Below are 20,248 nucleotides of genomic sequence, written 5' to 3'. Positions count from 1 at the left end.
AAGCCCTGTGTGCCGGAGAATATCCGGCAAATCTTCATTAAACTGCAGCAGGTTTTGAATCTGTTGCTACCGGTGCAGATTGCGCAGCCAGCTTACGCTTGGGAGCAGTACGGAAGTGCGTGCTGTACAGCGTTAAACCTGTAAACGCCAGACCACCGACCAGGTTACCCAGAGCAGTCGGGATTTCATTCCAGAAGAAGTAATCCATTACAGAGAAATCACCGCCCATGATCAGGCCGAACGGGAACAGGAACATGTTCACCACAGAGTGTTCAAAACCCATGAAGAAGAACAGCATGATTGGCATCCACATGGCAAAGATTTTACCGCTCACGTGGGTTGAGATCATGGCACCTACAACACCCAGTGATACCATCCAGTTACATAACATGCCACGGATGAAAATGGTCAGCCAGCCTTCCATACCGTACTGAGCATAACCCAGGGTACGGGCTTCACCGATACCGGCTACTTTTGTTGCAATAGCACCACCATCAGTGTTGTAACCCATGGTAAAGATAAATGACATCATGAACGCCACTGTCAGTGCACCGGCAAAATTACCGCAGAATACCAGCCCCCAGTTACGGAGAATTTGAGACCATGTGACGCCGGGCCGTTTCGCCAGCCAGGCCAGTGGTGTCAGTACAAAAACACCGGTTAACAGATCGAATCCCATCAGATAAAGCATACAGAAGCCAACAGGAAACAGCACCGCACCAATTAAAAATACGCCGGTTTGTACAGCAATCGTAATTGCAAAAACCGCTGCCAGAGCAAGGATTGCGCCGGCCATATAACCGCGGATTAATGTATCACGGGTAGACATGTAAATTTTGGATTCACCCGCATCCACCATCTTGGTTACAAATTCATTCGGAAGTAAGTAAGCCATTGTGTATACCTTTTTGTTGTGTGTTGTTTAGTCGCTGACATGTGTTGCACACAACAAAATGCGGGCACAAAAAAACGCCCAACCATGCACTGTTTCCAGTGTGGTATTGGACGCCGTTATCCAAGTTTACATTGTGTTGTATGCAAAACCCCGTGTTGCAATTTTAAACAGCAAGGAAAAGGCCAGATTTAAATTGTCATTATTTTTCTGACAGTTATGAATATTCACGTGTGACTTGCCGAGCATTCATTTATTTATTGCACCAAAAAAGTTCATCCGCGCACAATGAAGATCCGCAATTTCATGTGAAACGGGGAAAATTCCGTCAAAGCCAAACGGATTGCGTATTAACAAGTTAGCCAAAGGAAACTAATCCCTTATTATCAACAGGTTAAAATGGTGGAACAGGCTTTGCTAAATCTTATAAACAGGCAACGTCGATTGCGACCACCACAGAAAGACACCAGCACCACCATGGCAGTATTCAGCGAAGCGACAAAACGGTTCCTACTGGCGGCAAAGCACGCCGAAATTCACGCACTTAATCAACTGGCATCCAACTGCAAACTGGTGACCTCAGTGAAAGACATGATCCATCAACTCCAGCGGGAGCGCGGTATCAGCAACGTATATCTTGCGTCGAAAGGGGAACGGTTTGGTCAGCAACGGGAAGATCAGATTGCAGACAGTAATTTTGCCGAACAAACCTTACGCAGCCAGCTAAAATCTCTATATCTCTCAGGTGATGAAAGTGCCGCTAACATGCGCTTACTGGTGAGCATCACCATGGCGCTACAAGGGCTGGATAACCTTTCTTCCCTGCGGGATCAGGTAGCTGAACAGGCACTGACATCCCTTGAGTCAACACAGGCATACTGCCGGCTGGTAACGGGTTTACTCTCGGTTATCTTTGAGGCCGCTGACGTAGCGAGCGATCCGGATATCACCCGGCTTCTGGTGGCGCTGTTCAATTTTTTACAGGGTAAAGAACTGGCCGGACAAGAGCGGGCCTGGGGTGCTATTGGCTTTGCTGAAACCCATTTTAATAAGTCATTGTGCGACCGCCTTGATCAACTGCAGCAGGATCAGCAACACAGCTTTGACATTTTTACGGCTTTTGCGGATCCGCAAACACTGCAACAGTGGGAGAACATCTGTCAGAGCGATGCCCAGGCCGACCTTACCCGCCTGCGAACAATGATAAAACAACTGGCTGATGGCAGTCCCATTGACGGACAAATCAGTGAAGTATGGTATGACATTGCCACCACCCGCATTGATGCCATGCAATCCATTGACGAAGCTCTGACCGCCAAACTCATTTCACTGGCTTCAGAGCTGGTCAGTCGTGCAGATGCCGAGCTGAAAAATCATCATCAACGGGTAAAAACGCTGGAACAACAACCTAATCCAACGGGCACACCACTGACAATGCTGTTTGATCCGCAAATGCCGGGCTTACGGGGTTCAGAAATGTCCGGTCCGGATACCATTTCCAATGCGGAAAATTTATCCGCACACCGGTCTTTTTACGACTTGTTATGCGATCAGACTGAACACATCAAAAACATGTCAGTAGCGTTGGAGGAAGCCCGCCAGGCGATTACCGATCAAAAATGTATCGACCGTGCCAAACTGCTTATTATGCAGCAATGGCAACTAACCGAAGATCAGGCTTACCGTCGCCTGCAAAAAACAGCGATGGATCAGAATTGTCGCCTGATTGATGTAGCGGAACGTGTGGTAAAAGCCACATCAGGCAGTAAATGATTCATCCAGTTCGCCGTACGTGTGCCGCCGTCATTAAAGCCAGTGACAGCCAGAGGACAGCCGCGCACCAGCCTGCCAGAATGTCAGTGGGCCAGTGAACCCCCAGAAACACACGGCTCATGCCGACCAGCAAAATAATTAACATGGCAATACCGGAAAACCAGCGGGTCAACGACGGGTTGCCACTTACTGATGCACCGGTGAACGCAAGACAAAGATACGTTAAACATGACATCATGGCATGGCCTGAAGGAAAACTGCTGGTGTATACCTTCGTAATATGAGGAACCAGATCTGGCCGTGGCCGGTGAAAACCATATTTTAGTGCAAAACTGACAACCATACCGGACAGTACTGTTGTTATCAGAAAAACAGCGTGACGGGTCTGCCCCTTTTTATGTAACACCAGAGCTGCCAGGCCGGTGATCACAATTAAAAACCAGTTACTGCCCAGGGTGGTCATGTCACGGAAATGTACCGCAAGCCATAACGGCCCTGCTGGCTGCCCCGGGTCTCCGGCACGGCGGAACATCAACATAATGCTTTTATCGATGGCGGGCACTGGGTCAAGATGTGCCCATGCAGCGAGCAGAAGTAAACCGGAAAGTCCGGCAAAAGCCATGAGTCGCAACACGGATGGCCTGATGTGATCGGATTGCATAGAAACGAAGGGTCACTGACAGATAGTCTTTATTCCTTTTGAGCGCAGCTTTGGATCGCTTTACCAGAAGAATCAATACGCTGAATACAACAGATTTTGCTGTTACACCCCCTTCAAGTATCGAAAATCTTGATATAATGGCCGCCATCATCTCCTGTATTGACTGCCCATGTTTTCCTTTATCACTGAAACCTTATTACCCGTGCTGATTTTATTGCTGATGGGCTGGTTATTTTTCCGCATAAAATGGCTGAACGAGAGTTTTGTTGAAGCCGGTTCTAAACTGGTTTTCAACGTCACATTACCTGCATTGCTGTTTTTATCTATCAGTCAGGCCGACTTTGCCCATGCCGCAAACTTTCCGCTGATTGGGGTGGGTATTGCCGGCACACTCATCATGTGTGCTCTGCTGGTGCTTACGGCAAGGATGACGGTGACGCCTTATCAGGCAAGAGGTGTTGTGGTTCAGGGTGGTTTCAGAGCCAATGTGGGTATTATCGGCCTGGCTTACTGCGCCAATACGTACGGGCCCGAAGGCCTGGCTGCCGCATCTGTATACCTGGGCTGTGTCACAATTTTATTTAATATTTTGTCTGTGATTGTGCTTAACTTTTATCAGACCGGCCACCGCTCGGTGAGCAAACAAATCAAGGGTATCACTAAAAATCCGCTGATCATTTCCATTGTCGTGGCGCTGCCCTTTTCCTATTACTCATGGACACTGCCTGACGCCATTCTTAAAACCGGCGAGTATGTTTCCCAGTTGACCTTACCGCTTGCGCTCATCTGTACCGGCGCCTCGCTGCAATTCCGATCATTTTCCGCCGACTGGTTTAACATCACGTTGAGTACAGCCAGCAAGTGCATTCTTTATCCCGCGCTGATGGTAGGGCTGGCGTATCTTGCCGGATTTACCGGAATGAGCCTGGGGATAGTGCTGCTCCTGTCGATTGCTCCGACAGCCGCTGCCAGCTATGTGATGGTAAGAAATATGGGCGGAGACCACCGGCTGGCTGCCAGTATTATTGCTGTATCCACACTAGTTTCATTACCAATAACAGCACTGGCATTCGGAACATTGACTGCTCTGAACCTGGTATAGTGGCCTGAAATAAAGCCTCTGCGTAATGAACAGATAATGAAAACAAAAAAGAGCGCATATTTATGCGCTCTTTTACGTTTAAATACCGCTGAAAACACGGTTAACGCATGGCTGCCTGAGCCGCTTCGGTTGAACGCTGAACCACATCCAGACGCTCTGTCCAGGGGTCTTCACCATGCACCGCCGTAGCGTCCATGGTGAAAGTCATGATGTTATGCGCCTCGTTGTCGTACGGCTTCCATTCCGGCAACCGGGCCACATTAGGATCACCATTTTCGATAAAGCTCACCACGTAGTCGAAAACCAGTTCAGAGGCAGTCAGATCCTGCTCAGTGGCATCCGGATACTTCACATCGGCCGTTTTAAAGAAAAACGGGATCTCACTGGCATGAGGTGCGCCCTTCCCGTTACGGACACTTTCTGCCACGTAACCATACCGGTACATATACACATTTTCGTCCAGATCCGTCATACGCTCAGCAACAAACCTTGCAGGCTCCTGCATCATACGGTCCTGAGCCACTTCCGCTCCGATATCCTGTAATTCACCGGTTCCTTCAAGGTCATAGGCATCTTTCGCTGCCTGCGCGTACTCACCGAATGAGGCGAACAATGCCTCTTTATCCGGGAACATGTTGAATCCGATATCCTGACTGGTCGTACCCACCATTACCGGCACTTTCGCGACTTTACCCTGCTCAAGCAATGACTGGGTGCTGCCCTGTACAATGTCACCATCAGCAATAGGGCCGCCAACATACGTCGGTACACCGCCGGGAGGCTGGAACAGTGCCATCAGATTCAGGCCATCTACCACTTTGTCTGCCGGCAATGCCCGCAAAGCAGCCAGCGCTTCTGCGCCATTACCGGAAATGCCATTCTTTTCAGCGAAATTAACGCCAATCTGCTCCGCAGAAGGCTGACCGTTTACTTCTTCCGTTAAGCTGCGTTCGCCGGTTAATGAACGGCCACCACCGGACATAATAATCGCCCGCTGGAAGGTACCCCGTGCACCCGGTGTCTGCATAAGATTGTGTACAGAACCGCCGCCGGCAGATTCGCCCATGATGGTGACATTATTCTTATCGCCACCGAAAGCTTCCACGTTATCTTTCACCCATTGCATGGCGGCTATCTGATCTTCAAAACCGTAGTTGCCTAACGGACCTTCTTCAGCGGCTGAAAGCGCCGGATGTGCGAAAAAACCAAACCGGCCAAGGCGGTAGTTAAAGCTGACAAAAATCACACCGGCACGGGCAAACTCGCTGCCGTCATAGGTAGCAGGCGATGCACCACCATTCACGTAGCCACCACCATGGATCCACACAACCACAGGACGCTTGATATCATCTTCCAGCGGTGTCCATACGTTAACGTACAAACAATCTTCCGCAGGCTCTTTCCCTAGCGGTGCAGCGTCACTTGGAAACGGCTTTTGCATACAGTCGTTACCGTAATCCAGCACTTCTTTCACACCGTTCCAGTCTGCAACGGGCTGAGGAGAACGCCAGCGATTTTCACCTACCGGAGGTTTTGCGTAAGGGATCCCTTTAAAAACGCGGATATCATCATCTTTAACGCCCTGCAGCGTACCATTTTTAACCGTTACCTGCGGTGATGCATCTTCAGCTACCGGCGCAGGAGTTTCAGCCACTTTCTCACCACAGGCACTTAACATTACTGCTGCAACAGCAGACAAAGCAAACAGCCGTTTTTTCATAACAAACGTTCCTTATTCTGATCCACGGTTAACCTAACGCACTCAGATGACAGAGTCCGCGCACAGCATCTTCAAACGGCGTATCTGTTACATCCACTTCTACGTAACGGTACTTCACGTCATTTTCGTTCAGGTGTTTAACGATGGCGGCAAAGTCTGATTTGCCGTCCCCCGGGGTTGAGATGCGTGACATTTCAGGAATGATCATACGCGGATCATCACTCAGTGGAACCGAGCCGTCGTAATCTTTCATATGACAGCCGATAACACGGCCTTTGTATTTATTCAGCATGGCAACAGGATCATGACCGGCTGCCGCAACCCAACCTAAATCCAGCTCAATTTTAACCAGCTCCGGGTCGGTGTTCTCCATCATGATGTCGAAAATCACCTGTCCGTCCACTTTATCGAACTCAAAGTTATGGTTGTGGTACGCGAACTTGAAACCAAGCTCTTTCATTGTCTGACCACGTTTGTTCAGACGTGCAGCAATAGCTTTAACTTCGTCAACAGAAGAAGGGGTGTTCAGGTTTACTTTACCATCTTTGAAATTCAGGAACTCGCCGGCCATGGGCTCGATGAAGTAATCGATATTCAGTTTGCTGCCCAGTTCCTTAATATATTCAATGTCTTCCAGGTCGGAATTAATATGTACAGACGGCACTGTCAGCTTATATTCTGCCATCAGATCTGCCATATCATCGATGCTTAAACCGAACAGCGGCGCGCCTTCTGCATTCACTGAGCCACCTACACCGAACATTTCAAGCTGCTTGAAACCGGCTGCAGCCAGTTTTTTAATTGTACCGGCGGGATCTTTTGCAAACATGTCTCGCAGCATGTACATCTGAACGCCGTAAGGTCTGCCAGAAGCTGCATTACAGCCTCCGGTCATCGCGTTGGCCATCAGTCCCGGCGCTGCCAGCACACCGGCTACGCCCAGACCGGCTTTAAGAAAATGTCGACGGGTAAGTGACGAAGTCATTATTGTTTCCTCTCTCCGGTAAGAAACAGGCTCAACATGTTGGTCCCGTTGAGCCTGCAAGAAGTTAATTATTTGTTACACCCACTTTAGAACCTTTACATTAATGACATCGATATCATTTTACAACTATTGTTTAACGTTTTTAGACAAGTGACAGAACCGGACGCCGGTTTGAAATCCTTCCTCTTCCCGGCGGGTCAAAAAACAAAAAAGAGCACGACCGGCGTGCTCTTTTTCTCTTTAAAAATTATGGAAAATTATCCCAACTTACTGCCACCCAGGCAATCCGGTGACGGGGTTACACTGCCGCCTCTGGCTTCCCATTCTTCAGGGGTATACGTGTGCAAAGCCAGTGCATGTACCGGCCCCTGTAAAGCTTCAGCCAGCAAACCGTTCACCTTCTGGTGACGGGACACCCGACGTACGTCAACAAACGCTTCAGACACCACCGTTACTTTGAAGTGACTCTGGGCACCGTCGGGCACATTGTGCATATGACTTTCATCCAGCACTTCAAGATACACAGGTGTGAGAGCATCATTAAGTTGCTGTTCGATAAACTGTTTTACATTTTGCATGGGTTCTGCTCCGGCACAGCGGGATAGATAAATCGGAAAGTTAGATTAATTCTACCATCAACGTGCCGGGTCGTCTTGTTGATGCCGTGCAGATAGTTGCGCTGAGTGTCACCCTGCATGATTAGCAGTGAGCCATGCTCAAGACTGATCTTCACTGACGGAGCACCACTGCGGTGACGTAATAAAAAGGGCCTCGCTTCACCGAGAGTCACAGATGCAATAACCGGCTGTACGCCTAGTTCCTTTTCATCATCAGCATGCATGCCCATGCTGTCCTGCCCGTGCCGGTACCAGTTCGCCAGCACACTATTAAACTTGCAACCGGCGGTGTTTTCGCAACGGGTTTTCAACGCCAGCAGATCAGCGGTCCAGGGGCGCGGTAACATCGTCAGGCCGGAGTAGGAATACTCGCTGACAGCATCCCCATACCAGGCTTGCAGACGCGGAATTTTAACCGGCTTACCAAACAGTTTAATGGTATCCTGTGACCAGTTTAACGATGAGGCCAGCGATGCGTACAACGCGTCAGCATCATCCGGCCCGATCCAGCCAGGTATGTAAGTAACATCCGCGCCGGGTAACGCCAGTTTCTGAAGCGCAGCGCCGGCGTTACAGCCATCATCGAACAGTGAAAATTGCATAAATCCGGAACCCGATTAACGTTACCATGAGCGACAACACAGCCTTTGTATTTCGCGACCGCGAACTGAACTTAATACGCCACCCGGCAAAACATCAGCATGTCAGTTTACAGGCCTGGGACAGCGCCGATGAGTTGATCATCGATTATCTTGCCACAGAAGCCCCTGAAGGCCCCGGCAAATGTATCATATTTAATGATGACTTCGGCACCCTGGGCTGCTGGTATGCCACTGATAATCCATGCTGGATTTCAGATTCATGGATTGCTCACCGCTCACTTGCTGACAACCTGGAAGGTAACAATATTGCCGCCACACAGGATGACAACGGACTGGTAGCCTCATCATTAAATGCTGCTGATTGCCTTGCTCCGTTGCCGGAAAAGCCGCAAACGGTGATTATCAAGATACCCCGCACTCTTGCGTTGCTGGAACATCAGTTGATTATGTTACAGGAAGTCATTACCCCTGAAACTCGTATTGTGGCCGGTGCGAAAGTGAAGGCCATTACGAAAAATGTGCTGGAGCTGTTTGAGAAATACACCGGTCACACCACCACTTCACTGGCAAAGAAAAAATCCCGCCTTATTTTTGCAAAGCCGGATGAAGCGATACTGAAAAAGCCCGTACAGTCTCCTTATCCGGTGCGCTGGACAGCGAAAAGCCAGAACGGCGTAACGCTGACACTTTCCAACCATGCCAATGTATTCTCCGGACGCTCTTTAGACATCGGGGCAAGGTTCATGATTGATCATATGAACGTGACCAACAACGAACGGGTTATTGATCTTGGTTGCGGCAACGGCATTTTAGGTCTGAACGCGCTGGCACTGGCACCACAGGCGCGGATCACCTTTGTTGATGAGTCATTCATGGCGCTGGCCTCAGCCAGACAAAACGTGGCAGAGAACTTTCCTGAACAACTGGCGCAATGTGAATTTGTGCCATCGAACTGCCTTGACGCCTTGAAAGAGGCTGAAGAGGGCGGATTCAGCAAAGTGTTCTGCAACCCCCCCTTTCATCAGCAGAACGCGATCACCGACCACATTGCCTGGCAAATGTTTTCAGATTCCAAAGCCAGTCTGGCCAGAGGCGGACATCTGGTGGTGGTGGGTAACCGCCATCTCGATTACCATGTTAAATTAAAGCGCCTGTTTGGTGGCGTAACGCAAGTTGCCAGCCATCAGAAGTTTGTTATTTTAAGTTGTGCAAAACGATAAAGGGAGAATGCTATGCTGCGTGCTTTGCTGCTGGCTTTAGTTGTAGTAACCACTCCGGTTATTGCAGCAAAACCAAAAGATGACGGCTCACAAATTCAGCCGGACAATTATTACCCGCGGGTGAAAATGGAAACCACAATGGGCGATTTTGTCGTCGAACTGTACCGCCGCCGTGCGCCTATCACCGTGAATAACTTCCTGCGTTACGTTGATAAGAAAAGCTATAACGGCACCATCTTCCACCGTGTTGTCCCCGGCTATATCGTCCAGGGTGGCGGTTATAATGCTGAGTTTGATGAAAAGCCGGATTACGGCACGATTTTCAACGAATCCGGCAGTGGCATGAGCAACAAGATGTACACGGTTTCCATGGCACGCCAGAACGACCCGCATTCAGCGACACGACAGTTCTTCTTTAACATGAATGACAATACCAACCTGGATCCCGGCAGAGACTGGGGTTACAGCGTGTTCGGTATGATTGTGGAAGGCGAAGCTGTTGTGGAAAAAATGATGGAAGTAGAACTGGACTATCAGCCGGCACTGGGTGAACCGAATTCCCCTAAAGAGCCCATCATTCTGAAATCTGTCACTTTACTTCCGGCGGTGTAAAAAAGCTGACGCTGTGGCAGCGCGTAAATTCAGCGCTGCCGCGTTTTTAAATCCAGCCAGAAAAAATGTTGCGCAAAGACACCTGACATAAACAGATTGCCCCGCTTCTTAAAGCCCAGTTTCATTAACAGTTTCTGAGAATCAGTATTATCAGCATGAGTCATCGCAGTGAGGTAAGTCACGCCAAGGGTGTCTCTGGCATAGCTGATAACCGCTTCACCGGCTTCGCCACCAATCCCCTGCCCGCGGGCTTGCGGAAGCAAGGCGAATCCTAAATCAGGCGCACTGAAAATACCACGGTTTATCAAACCACACATCCCCAACGGTTTACCGGTTAATTTATCTTCTACGGCAAACAAGCCATAGCCATGGTTTTCAAAATGCACCAGCGCACTATCAATATACCGGTTCGCATCTTTAAGTGTATGTACACCCCGGTTTCCAATAAAACGTAGCCACAGAGGGTCGTGATTTAACGCAAAAATCCAGTTGCGATCATCAGCCACCGGCTTGCGCAGATGCAGCCGCGATGTAGAAAGAATCAAAGATGTGCCTTTTAACAAAAAAACTCCCGCAATGGAAAACCATAACGGGAGTCAGTATAGCGTCTCGCCGGCCCGGCTTCACGCAGCAAACTGACAGATTCAGTTACTACACGAACACACACATCACCATGCCGGCATGCCAGGGACTTAAAACACGGCTTTTACACCCACCGAGAAGTTGCGGCCGGGCAGCGGCGCTAAATCTTTCAGGAACGACGTGTGCACGCGGGCCTCTTCGTCTGTGATGTTGTCTGCAGTAGCGAACAGCACCCAGTCCACCCCGGCAGATGCAATGTCGTATTCAACACTGGCATTCAGTAAGGTGTAACCATCGGTTGCGGTTTCATAGGGTGCAGTACGGGTTTGGTCGTCATACCATTCCACACCCAACTCACCGGAAAGTGATTGCCCCTGATAACGGATTGACGAGCCGATACGCAGAGGCGGAATGCGTGGCAAGTCTTCGTTATCCAGTTTGGCACGAATGTAGTCACCATATAAATCCACACGCCATTCACCGGTAATGTTGTAGAACACCTCGGCTTCCATACCGTATAAGTCAGCATCGGATTGCCGGAAGTAGTACACCGGTGTGCCCTCTTCCTCATGACCTTCCTCTTCTGCCCCTTCTTCCTCGTGTTCATGCTCTTCGGTTACAGCAATCAGGCCTGTACCACTTTCATAAATGTAGTTGTCTACCTGGTTGTAGAACAGTGACGCAGTGTAACCCCAGTTGCCGCTGAATTTACGGAATGTGAGATCCAGGTTGGTACTGACTTCTTCATCTACACTTCTGAGCGTGTCAGATAACTCACCTTCATCATCCAGCTGATACACCAACCCGACTTCATAAGTCCGGGTCGCAATGTGCTGACCACCGGAGAACAATTCCTGCTGACTTGGCGCACGTTCATTGCGGGATAATGTCAGTGCGGCAGAGTAACCCGGCTGATATTCCCAGTTTGCACCGGCAGATACCGAAACACTGGTGAAGTCATAGTCAGGGAAGTTGAAGACCATAGCCTCTTCTTCATGTTCTTCCTCTTCCTCATGCTCTTCTTCGTCAAGGTGCTCCACATGAAGTTCCACTTCAGCGTCATCCGCATCGTAGGAGGTTTGCTCAAGACGGCCACCCAACTCAAAAGTCACGTCGCCCACTTTCTTCTGTTCAATAAGAAAAACAGCTTGTGTATCTGTGCTGGTTGGCGGGGAAAATGCTTCTTCACCAATCGCTTCGTAATCGCTGTCCGTCAGCTGGAAACCAAATACACCATGCCATCCGGCAATACCGGTATGAGCAATCGTCAGCTTGGCATTCACGCCTTCATTATTAAATTGCGTACCAATTTCGCCATCTTCAATTTCAACGTGGGTGTAGTCTGTATAAGCAGCAGAGAACCGGATATTATCAATACCGGCAGTGGGCGAATGCCATTCGCCGGCCAGTTGATAGCGGGTCATATCCACATCAATTTTGGTACCTTCTTCTGCGCCTTCTTCCTCTGCCGCTTCCTCTTCTTCTTCGTGGTGATGATGATGACCGGGCACGCCATACAGGTTATCCAGTTTTTCTACAGAAAAGCCGAAGAAGCCTTCGTCCTTTACATAGCTGATACCGGCATTGAAGTCGGTTGTATCCATATCTGTACTGGCCAGTGTGCCGTAGGTGGCATCATCATCCGGCTCAGCCTCTGAGTAGCCTGGAATATCCACATCATCGGTTTTGCGTTTGAAACCATCAAAGTGAAATGCCACATTGCCGGTTCCGGTGGTCACGTCCACCTTACCGAACTTACCGTTGTCCACGGTGGAATAACGCATTTCTGCTTCCCCTTCTGTGCCGTATGGCATTTCCTGAGGAATACGTTTGTCGACCACGTTGACCACACCGCCGATCGCGCCGGAGCCATATTGTAATGTGGCAGGACCGCGCAGTACTTCCACCTGAGTGGCACTGGAAGTGCTGGCCGCTACGTTATGATCAGGACCAATTCGTGATACATCAGATACATCCAGACCGTTCTGCACGATTTTCACCCGCGGACCACCGGCACCACGAATGACCGGACTGCTTGAGACCGGTCCGAAGTAACTGGAATGCACACCCGGGACAGTTTTCAGTGTTTCACCCAAAGTCGGCTGTTGTTTTCTGCGCAGTTCTTCTGCGCCGATAACCGAGACCGGCGTCACGCTTTCCAGTACAGAGGTTTGCATTGCGGTAGCAGTTACCGTGATGTTCTCAATGGAAGCTGGCAGAAGCGTAAAGTTAACCTGCTGGTCTTCAGAAACGGGACCTAAATCTTTATCACCATGCAGATATTTCGGCGTTGCCACATGAATATGGACGTCTTGTGCGGTGACATTATCCATTGAATAAATGCCATTTTCGTCGGTATAGACTACGCGCCTTGAACCTTCTACTGAGACTTCTGCTCCTGCAACGGGAGCGCCGGCTTGATCAGTGACTTTACCTGTTATTGTCGTGGCCAGTGCGGCACTGCTGAATGCTGTCATCAAAGCAACAGCTATAAGAGAGGGAGTATGCATGGTGATTTCCGTTAACTACTGAGTTATCGCCTGTTTCGTAATGTTATAACATTCTCAAGCGAATTAGCGTTAACGTCAACGGCATTTTGTCGACAACATCAGCGTTTTATCGATGATATAACATATCATGCCATAAACTTTGCAAAATTATCACAGATTGATTTCAGGAATCGTTCAAAAAGCAGAAAATACTGTCAGGGTAGGATAAGGGAATTTATTCAGGCCCGCGATACGGGGAACGCAATGATGTCCTGAATATGTTCAGCACCTGTTTTCAGCATCAGCAATCGGTCGATACCCATTGCCACGCCGGCGCAGTCAGGTAATCCCTGCTCCAGCGCAGAGAGGAAATGCTCATCCACCGGCAGTTCCGGTAAGCCGGTTTGACGGCGTTGTGCATTATCGTTAAGAAAGCGCTGACGCTGTTCCGCGGGGTTAGCCAGTTCATTAAACCCGTTCGCCAGTTCCACGCCTTTAAAATACACTTCGAAACGATCAGCAGTACGGGGATCCTCTTCACTCACTTTTGCCAGTGCTGCCTGCGAGGCAGGAAAGCCGTAAACAAAACAGGGCACGGCAGCGCCAATACGGGGCTCGATGTAAAGGCTAAACAGCAGTTGCAGCAGTGTATCTGCGTCTTCCGGCATACCGGCATGCATATCCAGCCCGCGTTGCAAAGCGGTTTGCTGCAGTTGGTCAACTGTGGCGGTAAGAGGATCGACGTTTAATTCCCTGAGGAATACATCCTGATAACTGATTTTTTCCGCAGTTCCGGTCGACAATGTCAGTTGCAGCAGGGTGTCCATTTCTGCCATCAACTGATGATGGTCATAGCCGGTACGGTACCACTCCAGCATAGTAAATTCAGGGTTGTGAAAGCGCCCTGCCCCTTCATGGCGAAACGCTTTGCAAATCTGATAAATCGAACCGTAGCCTGCACACAATAACCGTTTCATGGCGTATTCCGGCGACGTTTGCAAATACAGGGTTTCCTTTCTGCCTGTCACGCTGTGATCAAACTCGCTGGAAAAGGCAGCCAGATGCACATCGGTAACGGTACCGTGACTCAGCAATGGTGTATCGACTTCAAGCACGCCTCTGCCGGCGAAGAAATCACGGATTTGGCGCAGCAGTTCTGCACGCTCAAGCAAATTATTCAGCGATGCGGTGGGTTGCCAGGGAGTATTTGATGACATGTGATCGGATAGGGGAATGATGAGGCCGGAGAGGCATAAGAATATATCCGGCCGGTGCACGTATGTGCGTACCGGCCGGCAGCGGGTTCAGATTACTTCTGCGCCCGTGATACGTATTCGCCGGAGCGGGTATCCACACGGATAACTTCACCGGTTTGAACGAATAAAGGTACACGAACAACAGCGCCGGTAGACAACGTAGCAGGCTTGCCGCCGGTTCCCGCTGTATCGCCTTTCAGGCCAGGGTCTGTTTCCGTGATTTCCAGCTCAACGAAATTAGGCGGAGTTACTGTGATAGGAGAGCCGTTCCACAGTGTGATGGTGCACACATCGTTTTCTTTCAGCCACTTCACATTCTCACCCACTGCTTTTTCGTCTGCAGCGATTTGTTCGAATGTATCGTTATTCATAAAGTGGTAGAATTCGCCGTCGGTGTACAGGTAGGCCAGTTCTGTATCCATCACGTCTGCGCCTTCTACGGTTTCACCGGAGCGGAACGTTTTTTCCAGAACTTTACCGGAGATCAGCTTACGGATTTTAACACGGTTAAAAGCCTGGCCCTTACCCGGTTTTACGTATTCGTTTTCCAGAATGTTACAAGGTTCGCCGTCAAGCATGATCTTGAGGCCGCCTTTGAATTCGTTAGTGCTGTAAAAAGCCATATTTTTCTCTGCCAATACATAAGGTGTAAATACGAAGTGGCGCAAATAATACCTAAAAATCGGCTGTCTGTAGAGACAAACTGGCAAAAAGATCTTGCAATGGCGTTTACCCGCCCGGAAGACCTGCTGGACTACCTGGATCTCGATGTAGATCAACTGGGTCATCACGGCGCTGCCCGACGGTTATTTCCCATGCGCGTCCCCCGCCACTTCGCCTCATTGATGGAAAAAAGTAACTGGCATGACCCGTTGCTCCGCCAGGTAATGCCTTTATCTCAGGAATTTGAAGCCGCCCCGGGCTACAGCACCGACCCACTGGATGAACATGACACTGCCGGTAAGGGTTTATTACATAAGTACCAGAGTCGGGTACTGCTGATTGTAAAAGGCGGATGCGCTGTAAACTGCCGCTACTGCTTCCGTCGCCACTTCCCCTACGCCGACAATGCGGTGAGCAAACAGGAATGGGAAAACGCCATTGCTTATATTGCTGCCGATCCGGCCATTAACGAAGTGATTTTCTCGGGCGGTGATCCGCTGATGGCAAAAGATACCCATCTGGCCTGGCTGGCCGGTGAAATATCACGGATCCCCCATATCCGCAGATTGCGAATTCATACACGCCTGCCGGTCGTGCTCCCCCAACGCCTGGACGCAGAGTTCAGTGACTGGTTAACGTCATTGCCGGTGAAAACGATTCTGGTATTACATGCTAACCACGCCAATGAATTCAGTCCGGCACTGAACGACCGTTTAGATGCATTACGCAGGCATGGCGTGACGCTGCTCAATCAGGCAGTATTATTGAAAGGCGTTAATGATACGGCTGATGCACTGGTCGATTTGCAGGAAGCGTCTTTTGAAGCAGGCGTGATGCCCTACTACCTGTATTTGCTGGACAAAGTTCAGGGCGCGGCCCACTTTGAAGTGTCTGACGATGAAGCCAGATCATTGATGGCGGAAGTAATAAAGCGCTTACCGGGTTTTCTGGTACCGAAACTCACCAGAGAAATCGGTGGCCAGCCCGGCAAAACGCCTGTCGACTTACATATTCACCCGTAATTACGCGTAGGTATCGACGTTGGCACCCAACGACGGATTACCGGATGACGGTTTTGGTACGTCAGCGGCTGATTCCAGCAGCTGAAGCGTTGCTTGTCCCTCTTGTTGTTGCTGGCTTTTCGCCATTTTAAGAGAGGCCAACTCAAGCGACGCACCGGATGTTGCAGATGCACCGGCACCTTGTATATCCATACCAGTTTCCTTTGTTGCTTGTAGCAAAGTAAAAAAGTAGGCAGAATTGCCCACCTTCATCAGCGTACTGCTTCAATCATTATCGATGCAGTACGGGTATATCGTTATCGACCATACACTCATAAACTTTAGCAGAAATCCGGAAAGTCATGCAGGCAATTAACGAACAACTTCAGGAAACCTTACAAACCCTCTACCGCAAAGCGATAGATGCCGATGCGGTGCTGGACCAGTTACAACAGGTTCAGAAAGGCAAGTTTCAGGCTGTATTCGCAGAAGACAGCGGGTTTGAAACACAGTCAAAACGCTTTTCACCCTACGTGGAAGAAATCGCCCGCGACTGGCAGGCCATCAAAGACGCTGACGAAGCGACCTTCAAAGCAGGCCTCGCTCCGCTGGTGAAAAAGATAGAACTGGCGCTGACGACCCTGTCACAGTTTCAGGCGGTAGGCAAAGCCTGACCCGCCCTCAGTTGTCTTCAAGTTGGTAAAGAGGCACGGTTGCAAGACGGGCCTTTATCTTTGCCACTTCCTGCAGGTAGGCGTCACTGTCTACCCGCTCAAACTGTTCAATAAACTGGTCTTTCGACAATCCTTCTGCCAGACCGTCAACCGGCGGCATGATCACATCGTCGTCATGCATTTCAGATAATAGTTGCTGCACCCGGACGGCATGAACCGGTGACGTTGCCACACGCGCAAACTCAATCCCGGCCATATCAGCAGTCAGATCCACGAAAGAATAACCGCTTCCGCCCATGGCACGGTCCATCAACTCTTTAAATTCGCCGATTGCCAGTGTGACACCCTGCTCACTTAATACTTTTAATGCAGCGGAAATCAGGAAGTGTCTGGCAAGGTCGTTGCGGCCCCGCAGTAGTGGTGGCGTTAGCGGTTTCAGGGCTTTATCCGCATCAGGCTGAACGTCTCCGACGAAGTTGGCAACCCGGTGATGGCCAATAAAAATTGCCAGCGCCAGAATGGCTGCACGGTTATGTTCCGCCGCGTTTTCCGGTGTGCTTCGCTGAGCTGCGCGCTTCATGGTCAGACGGATAAAATCCACTGCCGGTTGCGGGGTATCCGCCAGGGTAATATCCTGAAAAGAGATGTAGCGCAGGTAATAGGCCGTTAAGTCCCGCAGCTCGTCGTCCTGATCCACCGATAAACCATTTTTGACTTCGTTCAGATTGCGCAGGAAGCCGTCCATAGGACGCAGACTGACCATCATTTCCTGTTCAGTCATACTGACTTTTTCAATCTGTTCCCTTGCCTGAGTGGCGATATCACTTTTAGTCCAGCGGTTAACCAACCACTCGGCCAACCCTACCGCCAGATGCCCGGGTATATGTAAATCGCCAATTTTCACTTCATCCAGCAACAGAAAATTAGCCGGCAAAATCGTGGCATCAACGTTCAGGTAACTGTCAAATAAATCCACCGGAATAGCAATGCTGGCTTGTAAACGGGTAGCATCGGGATGCACAGTTACCTTACCGCGGAAGTCCGGCGTGGCACGCTGCAAGAAACCCACAATGGAGTCAAACTGTTGAGTTGTGATAGTAATAGTGTGGCCCTGATGGCGATCTGAAACACTGGATTCCAGCTGAGCCAGCAGTTCATGTACGGTATCGGCATCTGCCACCTGTTCCGCTGCTTTCACATCAACCACAGGTTCACTTTCTATCATCAGTACAATCAGTCCCGCCACCAGCAATACACTCACCAGCAACGCTATAATGACACCACGTAATATTCGCAAACGGATCCGCCTCTTAAACCGAAGGTTATTATTCTTTGTGAATTCCGGAATAAATTCAATCCCGGTTTGTCTTCAGACAATCAGGACTCTAACATCCACCATGCCTGAAGGGATGAATATCTGGATGTGGCATCGTTAAAATTATGTCCGGCTGAATGGACTGTGGGAATAACGACGCATGGCACACCGGCATTCACCGCAGCCCGCATACCATGTTCCGTGTCTTCGACGGCTACACATTCATGTGGTTGGCGTCCCAGTTTTTTCATGGCCAGCAGATAGCAATCCGGCGACGGCTTGCTGTCAGTCACATCTTCAACAGATACCGTTGCGGAAAACATATGACGAAGGTTCCTGGCCTCCAGCGTACGCTCTACTGAAATGCGGCTTCCACCGGTCACGATGGCCAGTTGATACCCGCTCTGGTAACACTTTTTAATGGTCTGTACTGCATGAGGCATCAATGGAAAAGGCTGCTCTGCAAGATACCGGCGGGTTTGCTCATGTTTTTCTACTGCCAGACTTTCTGCTGCAACGGGCAGCTCAAATGTTGTCACTGCATCAACCGCGTTTTGGGCAACAGGAATTCCGGCCATTACATCGCTGTAAAAAGCTTCAGTCAGGCTCACACCATGCTGGCGGAGCACTGTTCGCCAGATTTCATAATGCACCTGTTCAGAATCAATGAGGGTACCGTCATGATCAAACAAAATGGCGCGGGTTGACTGGCTGATTGCGCGGGGAGATGTCATCGGGTGTGAATGTCCTTGTTTAAGCGGGTATCTCATTAAAACTAACCTTACCCCGAATTCGGATCAATCTTAATCCGTTCATCGCATTAGTATTGAATTGCATCCGGTATTGCTGCAAATTACTTTTCCATATCACGGATTTCGATATTTCTTCCCTGACGTGGAACTCACATGGACTTTTTTACGCTTTCCCTCTGCACGGTTTTACTAAGTGCAATGATGGCCATTACGCTGTCAGCTCTCTTTCTGACCAACACCGCTGATAAAGCCATGCGTGACTGGTCCCTGGCCGGCGTCTGTTTTCTCGCCTGCAGCCTGTTAATCCTTGTTGCGTCTGTTCGCACCGTGCCCTGGCTTCTTACTCCTGTGTTATCTAACACACTGTATATCGCCGCCCATGGTTTTGTGCTCAGTGGGATTACATCGCAAACCCGCTCGGTGAACAGCCACCTTTCCATTGGTGTATTTTCAGCTTTTGTTTTGCTGATGCATTTTAACGATGCAATCAGCAGCAATGTGGAATTCCGCATGCTGGCCATTTACCCGGTTATGCTGACATTAAACCTGCTGAGCGTCTTCCACTTGTGGCGCTTCAGACACTCGGCCCATGGTAAGAGTTATTGGGCTGTCATGACGATTATTCTGCTTTTCATTGTTCACACCGCCGGCAGTGCTGTGGCAATTCTTCTTTTCCCTGACCACCTTGAGTTCCTTGGTAACGATCTTATTCAGACCACTAATTCACTGGTTGTGCTGTTGTACATTTCCGGCCTGACACTGGGATTAATATTTGTTCACGCCTGGAAACGGGAAGTCACCCTTAAAACCGTATCCAGAACCGACGCGCTTACCGGCTGGTTTAACCGTCATGCCCTGAATGAATCTGCCAGCAGAGAATTTACCCGCTGCCAGCGTAATCAGCTTTCCTTCGCGTTTGTCACTTTCGACATCGATTTTTTTAAAAATGTAAACGACCAGTACGGACACACAACCGGCGACAGAGCCATTCGTCATATTGCTAATGTCGCCAGGGAAGCCACCCGGGAGTACGACTATCACTTCCGTCTTGGCGGCGAGGAGTTTGTGATCATGCTGGCAGGGCTGAAAGTCAGCGATGTGAAAGCTATTGCTGAACGTGTGCGGTTCGCTATTCAGTCCACGCCCTTGTGTATGGGAACCGAATCCCTTCCCTTGTCTGTCAGTGTGGGAATGGCCACCATGGAACAGGGCGATCTGGGCTGGCATGTGGTGCTGGAAAGAGCTGATGACGCACTCTATGCGGCGAAAAAAGGCGGACGGAATAACACCCGCTTTCTTACAGCAAATGCGTTGTCACTGGTCAAGGGCTGA

General features: G+C 49.8%; 20 protein-coding genes. 7 read left to right on the top strand and 13 right to left on the bottom strand.

Going from position 1 to position 20,248, the window contains the following annotated elements; translation table 11 throughout:
• Nucleotides 1-37 precede the first annotated feature (37 nt).
• Nucleotides 38-895 (bottom strand): formate/nitrite transporter family protein, encoded by an 858-nt coding sequence (locus ACXAG2_RS06195; protein ID WP_119500049.1) that lies wholly within the window; start codon nt 893-895, stop codon nt 38-40.
• A gap of 441 nt (nt 896-1,336) precedes the next feature.
• On the opposite strand from ACXAG2_RS06195, the gene ACXAG2_RS06190 reads away from it, so the two are divergent.
• Entirely contained in the window at nt 1,337-2,665 is a 1,329-nt protein-coding gene (locus ACXAG2_RS06190; protein ID WP_474865214.1) for a nitrate- and nitrite sensing domain-containing protein, read from the top strand.
• A 1-nt stretch (nt 2,666) separates the two neighbouring features.
• Here the strand turns inward: ACXAG2_RS06190 and ACXAG2_RS06185 are convergent, their stop codons facing one another.
• On the bottom strand, nt 2,667-3,299 hold the full coding sequence (locus ACXAG2_RS06185; protein WP_474865212.1) for a phosphatase PAP2 family protein: 633 nt from the start codon (nt 3,297-3,299) through the stop codon (nt 2,667-2,669).
• 196 nt (nt 3,300-3,495) lie between these two features.
• Here ACXAG2_RS06185 and ACXAG2_RS06180 point away from each other — a divergent pair, with 196 nt between their 5' ends.
• Nucleotides 3,496-4,428: an AEC family transporter gene (locus ACXAG2_RS06180; RefSeq protein WP_474865210.1), complete on the top strand. Its 933-nt coding sequence runs from the start codon at nt 3,496-3,498 to the stop codon at nt 4,426-4,428.
• 100 nt (nt 4,429-4,528) lie between these two features.
• Here ACXAG2_RS06180 and ACXAG2_RS06175 read toward each other — a convergent pair whose 3' ends face one another.
• The 4 genes from ACXAG2_RS06175 to ACXAG2_RS06160 form a co-directional block, all read right to left on the bottom strand.
• On the bottom strand, nt 4,529-6,148 hold the full coding sequence (locus ACXAG2_RS06175) for a carboxylesterase/lipase family protein (RefSeq protein ID WP_474865208.1): 1,620 nt from the start codon (nt 6,146-6,148) through the stop codon (nt 4,529-4,531).
• 28 nt (nt 6,149-6,176) lie between these two features.
• Nucleotides 6,177-7,133: a TIM barrel protein gene (locus ACXAG2_RS06170; protein WP_474865206.1), complete on the bottom strand. Its 957-nt coding sequence runs from the start codon at nt 7,131-7,133 to the stop codon at nt 6,177-6,179.
• Between the two features lie 257 nt (nt 7,134-7,390).
• Nucleotides 7,391-7,711: a BolA family protein gene (locus tag ACXAG2_RS06165; RefSeq protein WP_474865204.1), complete on the bottom strand. Its 321-nt coding sequence runs from the start codon at nt 7,709-7,711 to the stop codon at nt 7,391-7,393.
• The gene (locus ACXAG2_RS06160; protein ID WP_474865202.1) at nt 7,699-8,352 is read right to left on the bottom strand and encodes an alpha-ketoglutarate-dependent dioxygenase AlkB family protein; all 654 of its coding nucleotides are present in this window, start codon (nt 8,350-8,352) and stop codon (nt 7,699-7,701) included. The genes ACXAG2_RS06165 and ACXAG2_RS06160 overlap by 13 nt, the downstream gene beginning before the upstream one ends.
• A gap of 26 nt (nt 8,353-8,378) precedes the next feature.
• Between ACXAG2_RS06160 and ACXAG2_RS06155 the strand changes: the two genes are divergently transcribed.
• Nucleotides 8,379-9,572 (top strand): methyltransferase, encoded by a 1,194-nt coding sequence (locus ACXAG2_RS06155; protein ID WP_474865200.1) that lies wholly within the window; start codon nt 8,379-8,381, stop codon nt 9,570-9,572.
• Nucleotides 9,573-9,584: 12 nt separating this feature from the next.
• Nucleotides 9,585-10,184, top strand: coding sequence for a peptidylprolyl isomerase (locus tag ACXAG2_RS06150; RefSeq protein ID WP_119500043.1), 600 nt, complete (start codon nt 9,585-9,587; stop codon nt 10,182-10,184).
• Between the two features lie 29 nt (nt 10,185-10,213).
• On the opposite strand, the gene ACXAG2_RS06145 is transcribed toward ACXAG2_RS06150, so the two are convergent.
• The 4 genes from ACXAG2_RS06145 to efp form a co-directional block, all read right to left on the bottom strand.
• Nucleotides 10,214-10,747 carry a GNAT family N-acetyltransferase gene (locus tag ACXAG2_RS06145; RefSeq protein WP_474865198.1) on the bottom strand — a complete coding sequence of 178 codons (534 nt, stop codon included), beginning with the start codon at nt 10,745-10,747 and terminating at the stop codon, nt 10,214-10,216.
• A gap of 129 nt (nt 10,748-10,876) precedes the next feature.
• Nucleotides 10,877-13,276 (bottom strand): TonB-dependent receptor, encoded by a 2,400-nt coding sequence (locus ACXAG2_RS06140; protein WP_474865196.1) that lies wholly within the window; start codon nt 13,274-13,276, stop codon nt 10,877-10,879.
• Nucleotides 13,277-13,494: 218 nt separating this feature from the next.
• On the bottom strand, nt 13,495-14,472 hold the full coding sequence (gene epmA, locus ACXAG2_RS06135) for an elongation factor P--(R)-beta-lysine ligase (protein ID WP_474865194.1): 978 nt from the start codon (nt 14,470-14,472) through the stop codon (nt 13,495-13,497).
• 92 nt (nt 14,473-14,564) lie between these two features.
• A complete protein-coding gene (gene efp, locus ACXAG2_RS06130; RefSeq protein ID WP_119500040.1) occupies nt 14,565-15,134 on the bottom strand; it encodes an elongation factor P in 570 nt (189 codons plus the stop codon).
• A 36-nt stretch (nt 15,135-15,170) separates the two neighbouring features.
• Between efp and epmB the strand changes: the two genes are divergently transcribed.
• Nucleotides 15,171-16,196, top strand: coding sequence for an EF-P beta-lysylation protein EpmB (epmB, locus tag ACXAG2_RS06125; RefSeq protein WP_474865192.1), 1,026 nt, complete (start codon nt 15,171-15,173; stop codon nt 16,194-16,196).
• Here the strand turns inward: epmB and ACXAG2_RS06120 are convergent, their stop codons facing one another.
• The gene (locus tag ACXAG2_RS06120; RefSeq protein WP_119500038.1) at nt 16,197-16,388 is read right to left on the bottom strand and encodes a hypothetical protein; all 192 of its coding nucleotides are present in this window, start codon (nt 16,386-16,388) and stop codon (nt 16,197-16,199) included.
• A 149-nt stretch (nt 16,389-16,537) separates the two neighbouring features.
• Between ACXAG2_RS06120 and ACXAG2_RS06115 the strand changes: the two genes are divergently transcribed.
• On the top strand, nt 16,538-16,849 hold the full coding sequence (locus ACXAG2_RS06115) for a hypothetical protein (RefSeq protein WP_303573810.1): 312 nt from the start codon (nt 16,538-16,540) through the stop codon (nt 16,847-16,849).
• Between the two features lie 7 nt (nt 16,850-16,856).
• Here ACXAG2_RS06115 and ACXAG2_RS06110 read toward each other — a convergent pair whose 3' ends face one another.
• Entirely contained in the window at nt 16,857-18,146 is a 1,290-nt protein-coding gene (locus ACXAG2_RS06110; RefSeq protein WP_474865189.1) for a hypothetical protein, read from the bottom strand.
• 80 nt (nt 18,147-18,226) lie between these two features.
• Nucleotides 18,227-18,898: an HAD family hydrolase gene (locus tag ACXAG2_RS06105; protein ID WP_474865187.1), complete on the bottom strand. Its 672-nt coding sequence runs from the start codon at nt 18,896-18,898 to the stop codon at nt 18,227-18,229.
• 171 nt (nt 18,899-19,069) lie between these two features.
• On the opposite strand from ACXAG2_RS06105, the gene ACXAG2_RS06100 reads away from it, so the two are divergent.
• On the top strand, nt 19,070-20,248 hold the full coding sequence (locus ACXAG2_RS06100; RefSeq protein ID WP_474865185.1) for a GGDEF domain-containing protein: 1,179 nt from the start codon (nt 19,070-19,072) through the stop codon (nt 20,246-20,248).

This window comes from Alteromonas sp. ABH4_456 (assembly GCF_056160645.1).
Note: the sequence above shows the minus strand (reverse complement) of the source record. Positions and strands in the feature narration are given on the sequence as shown.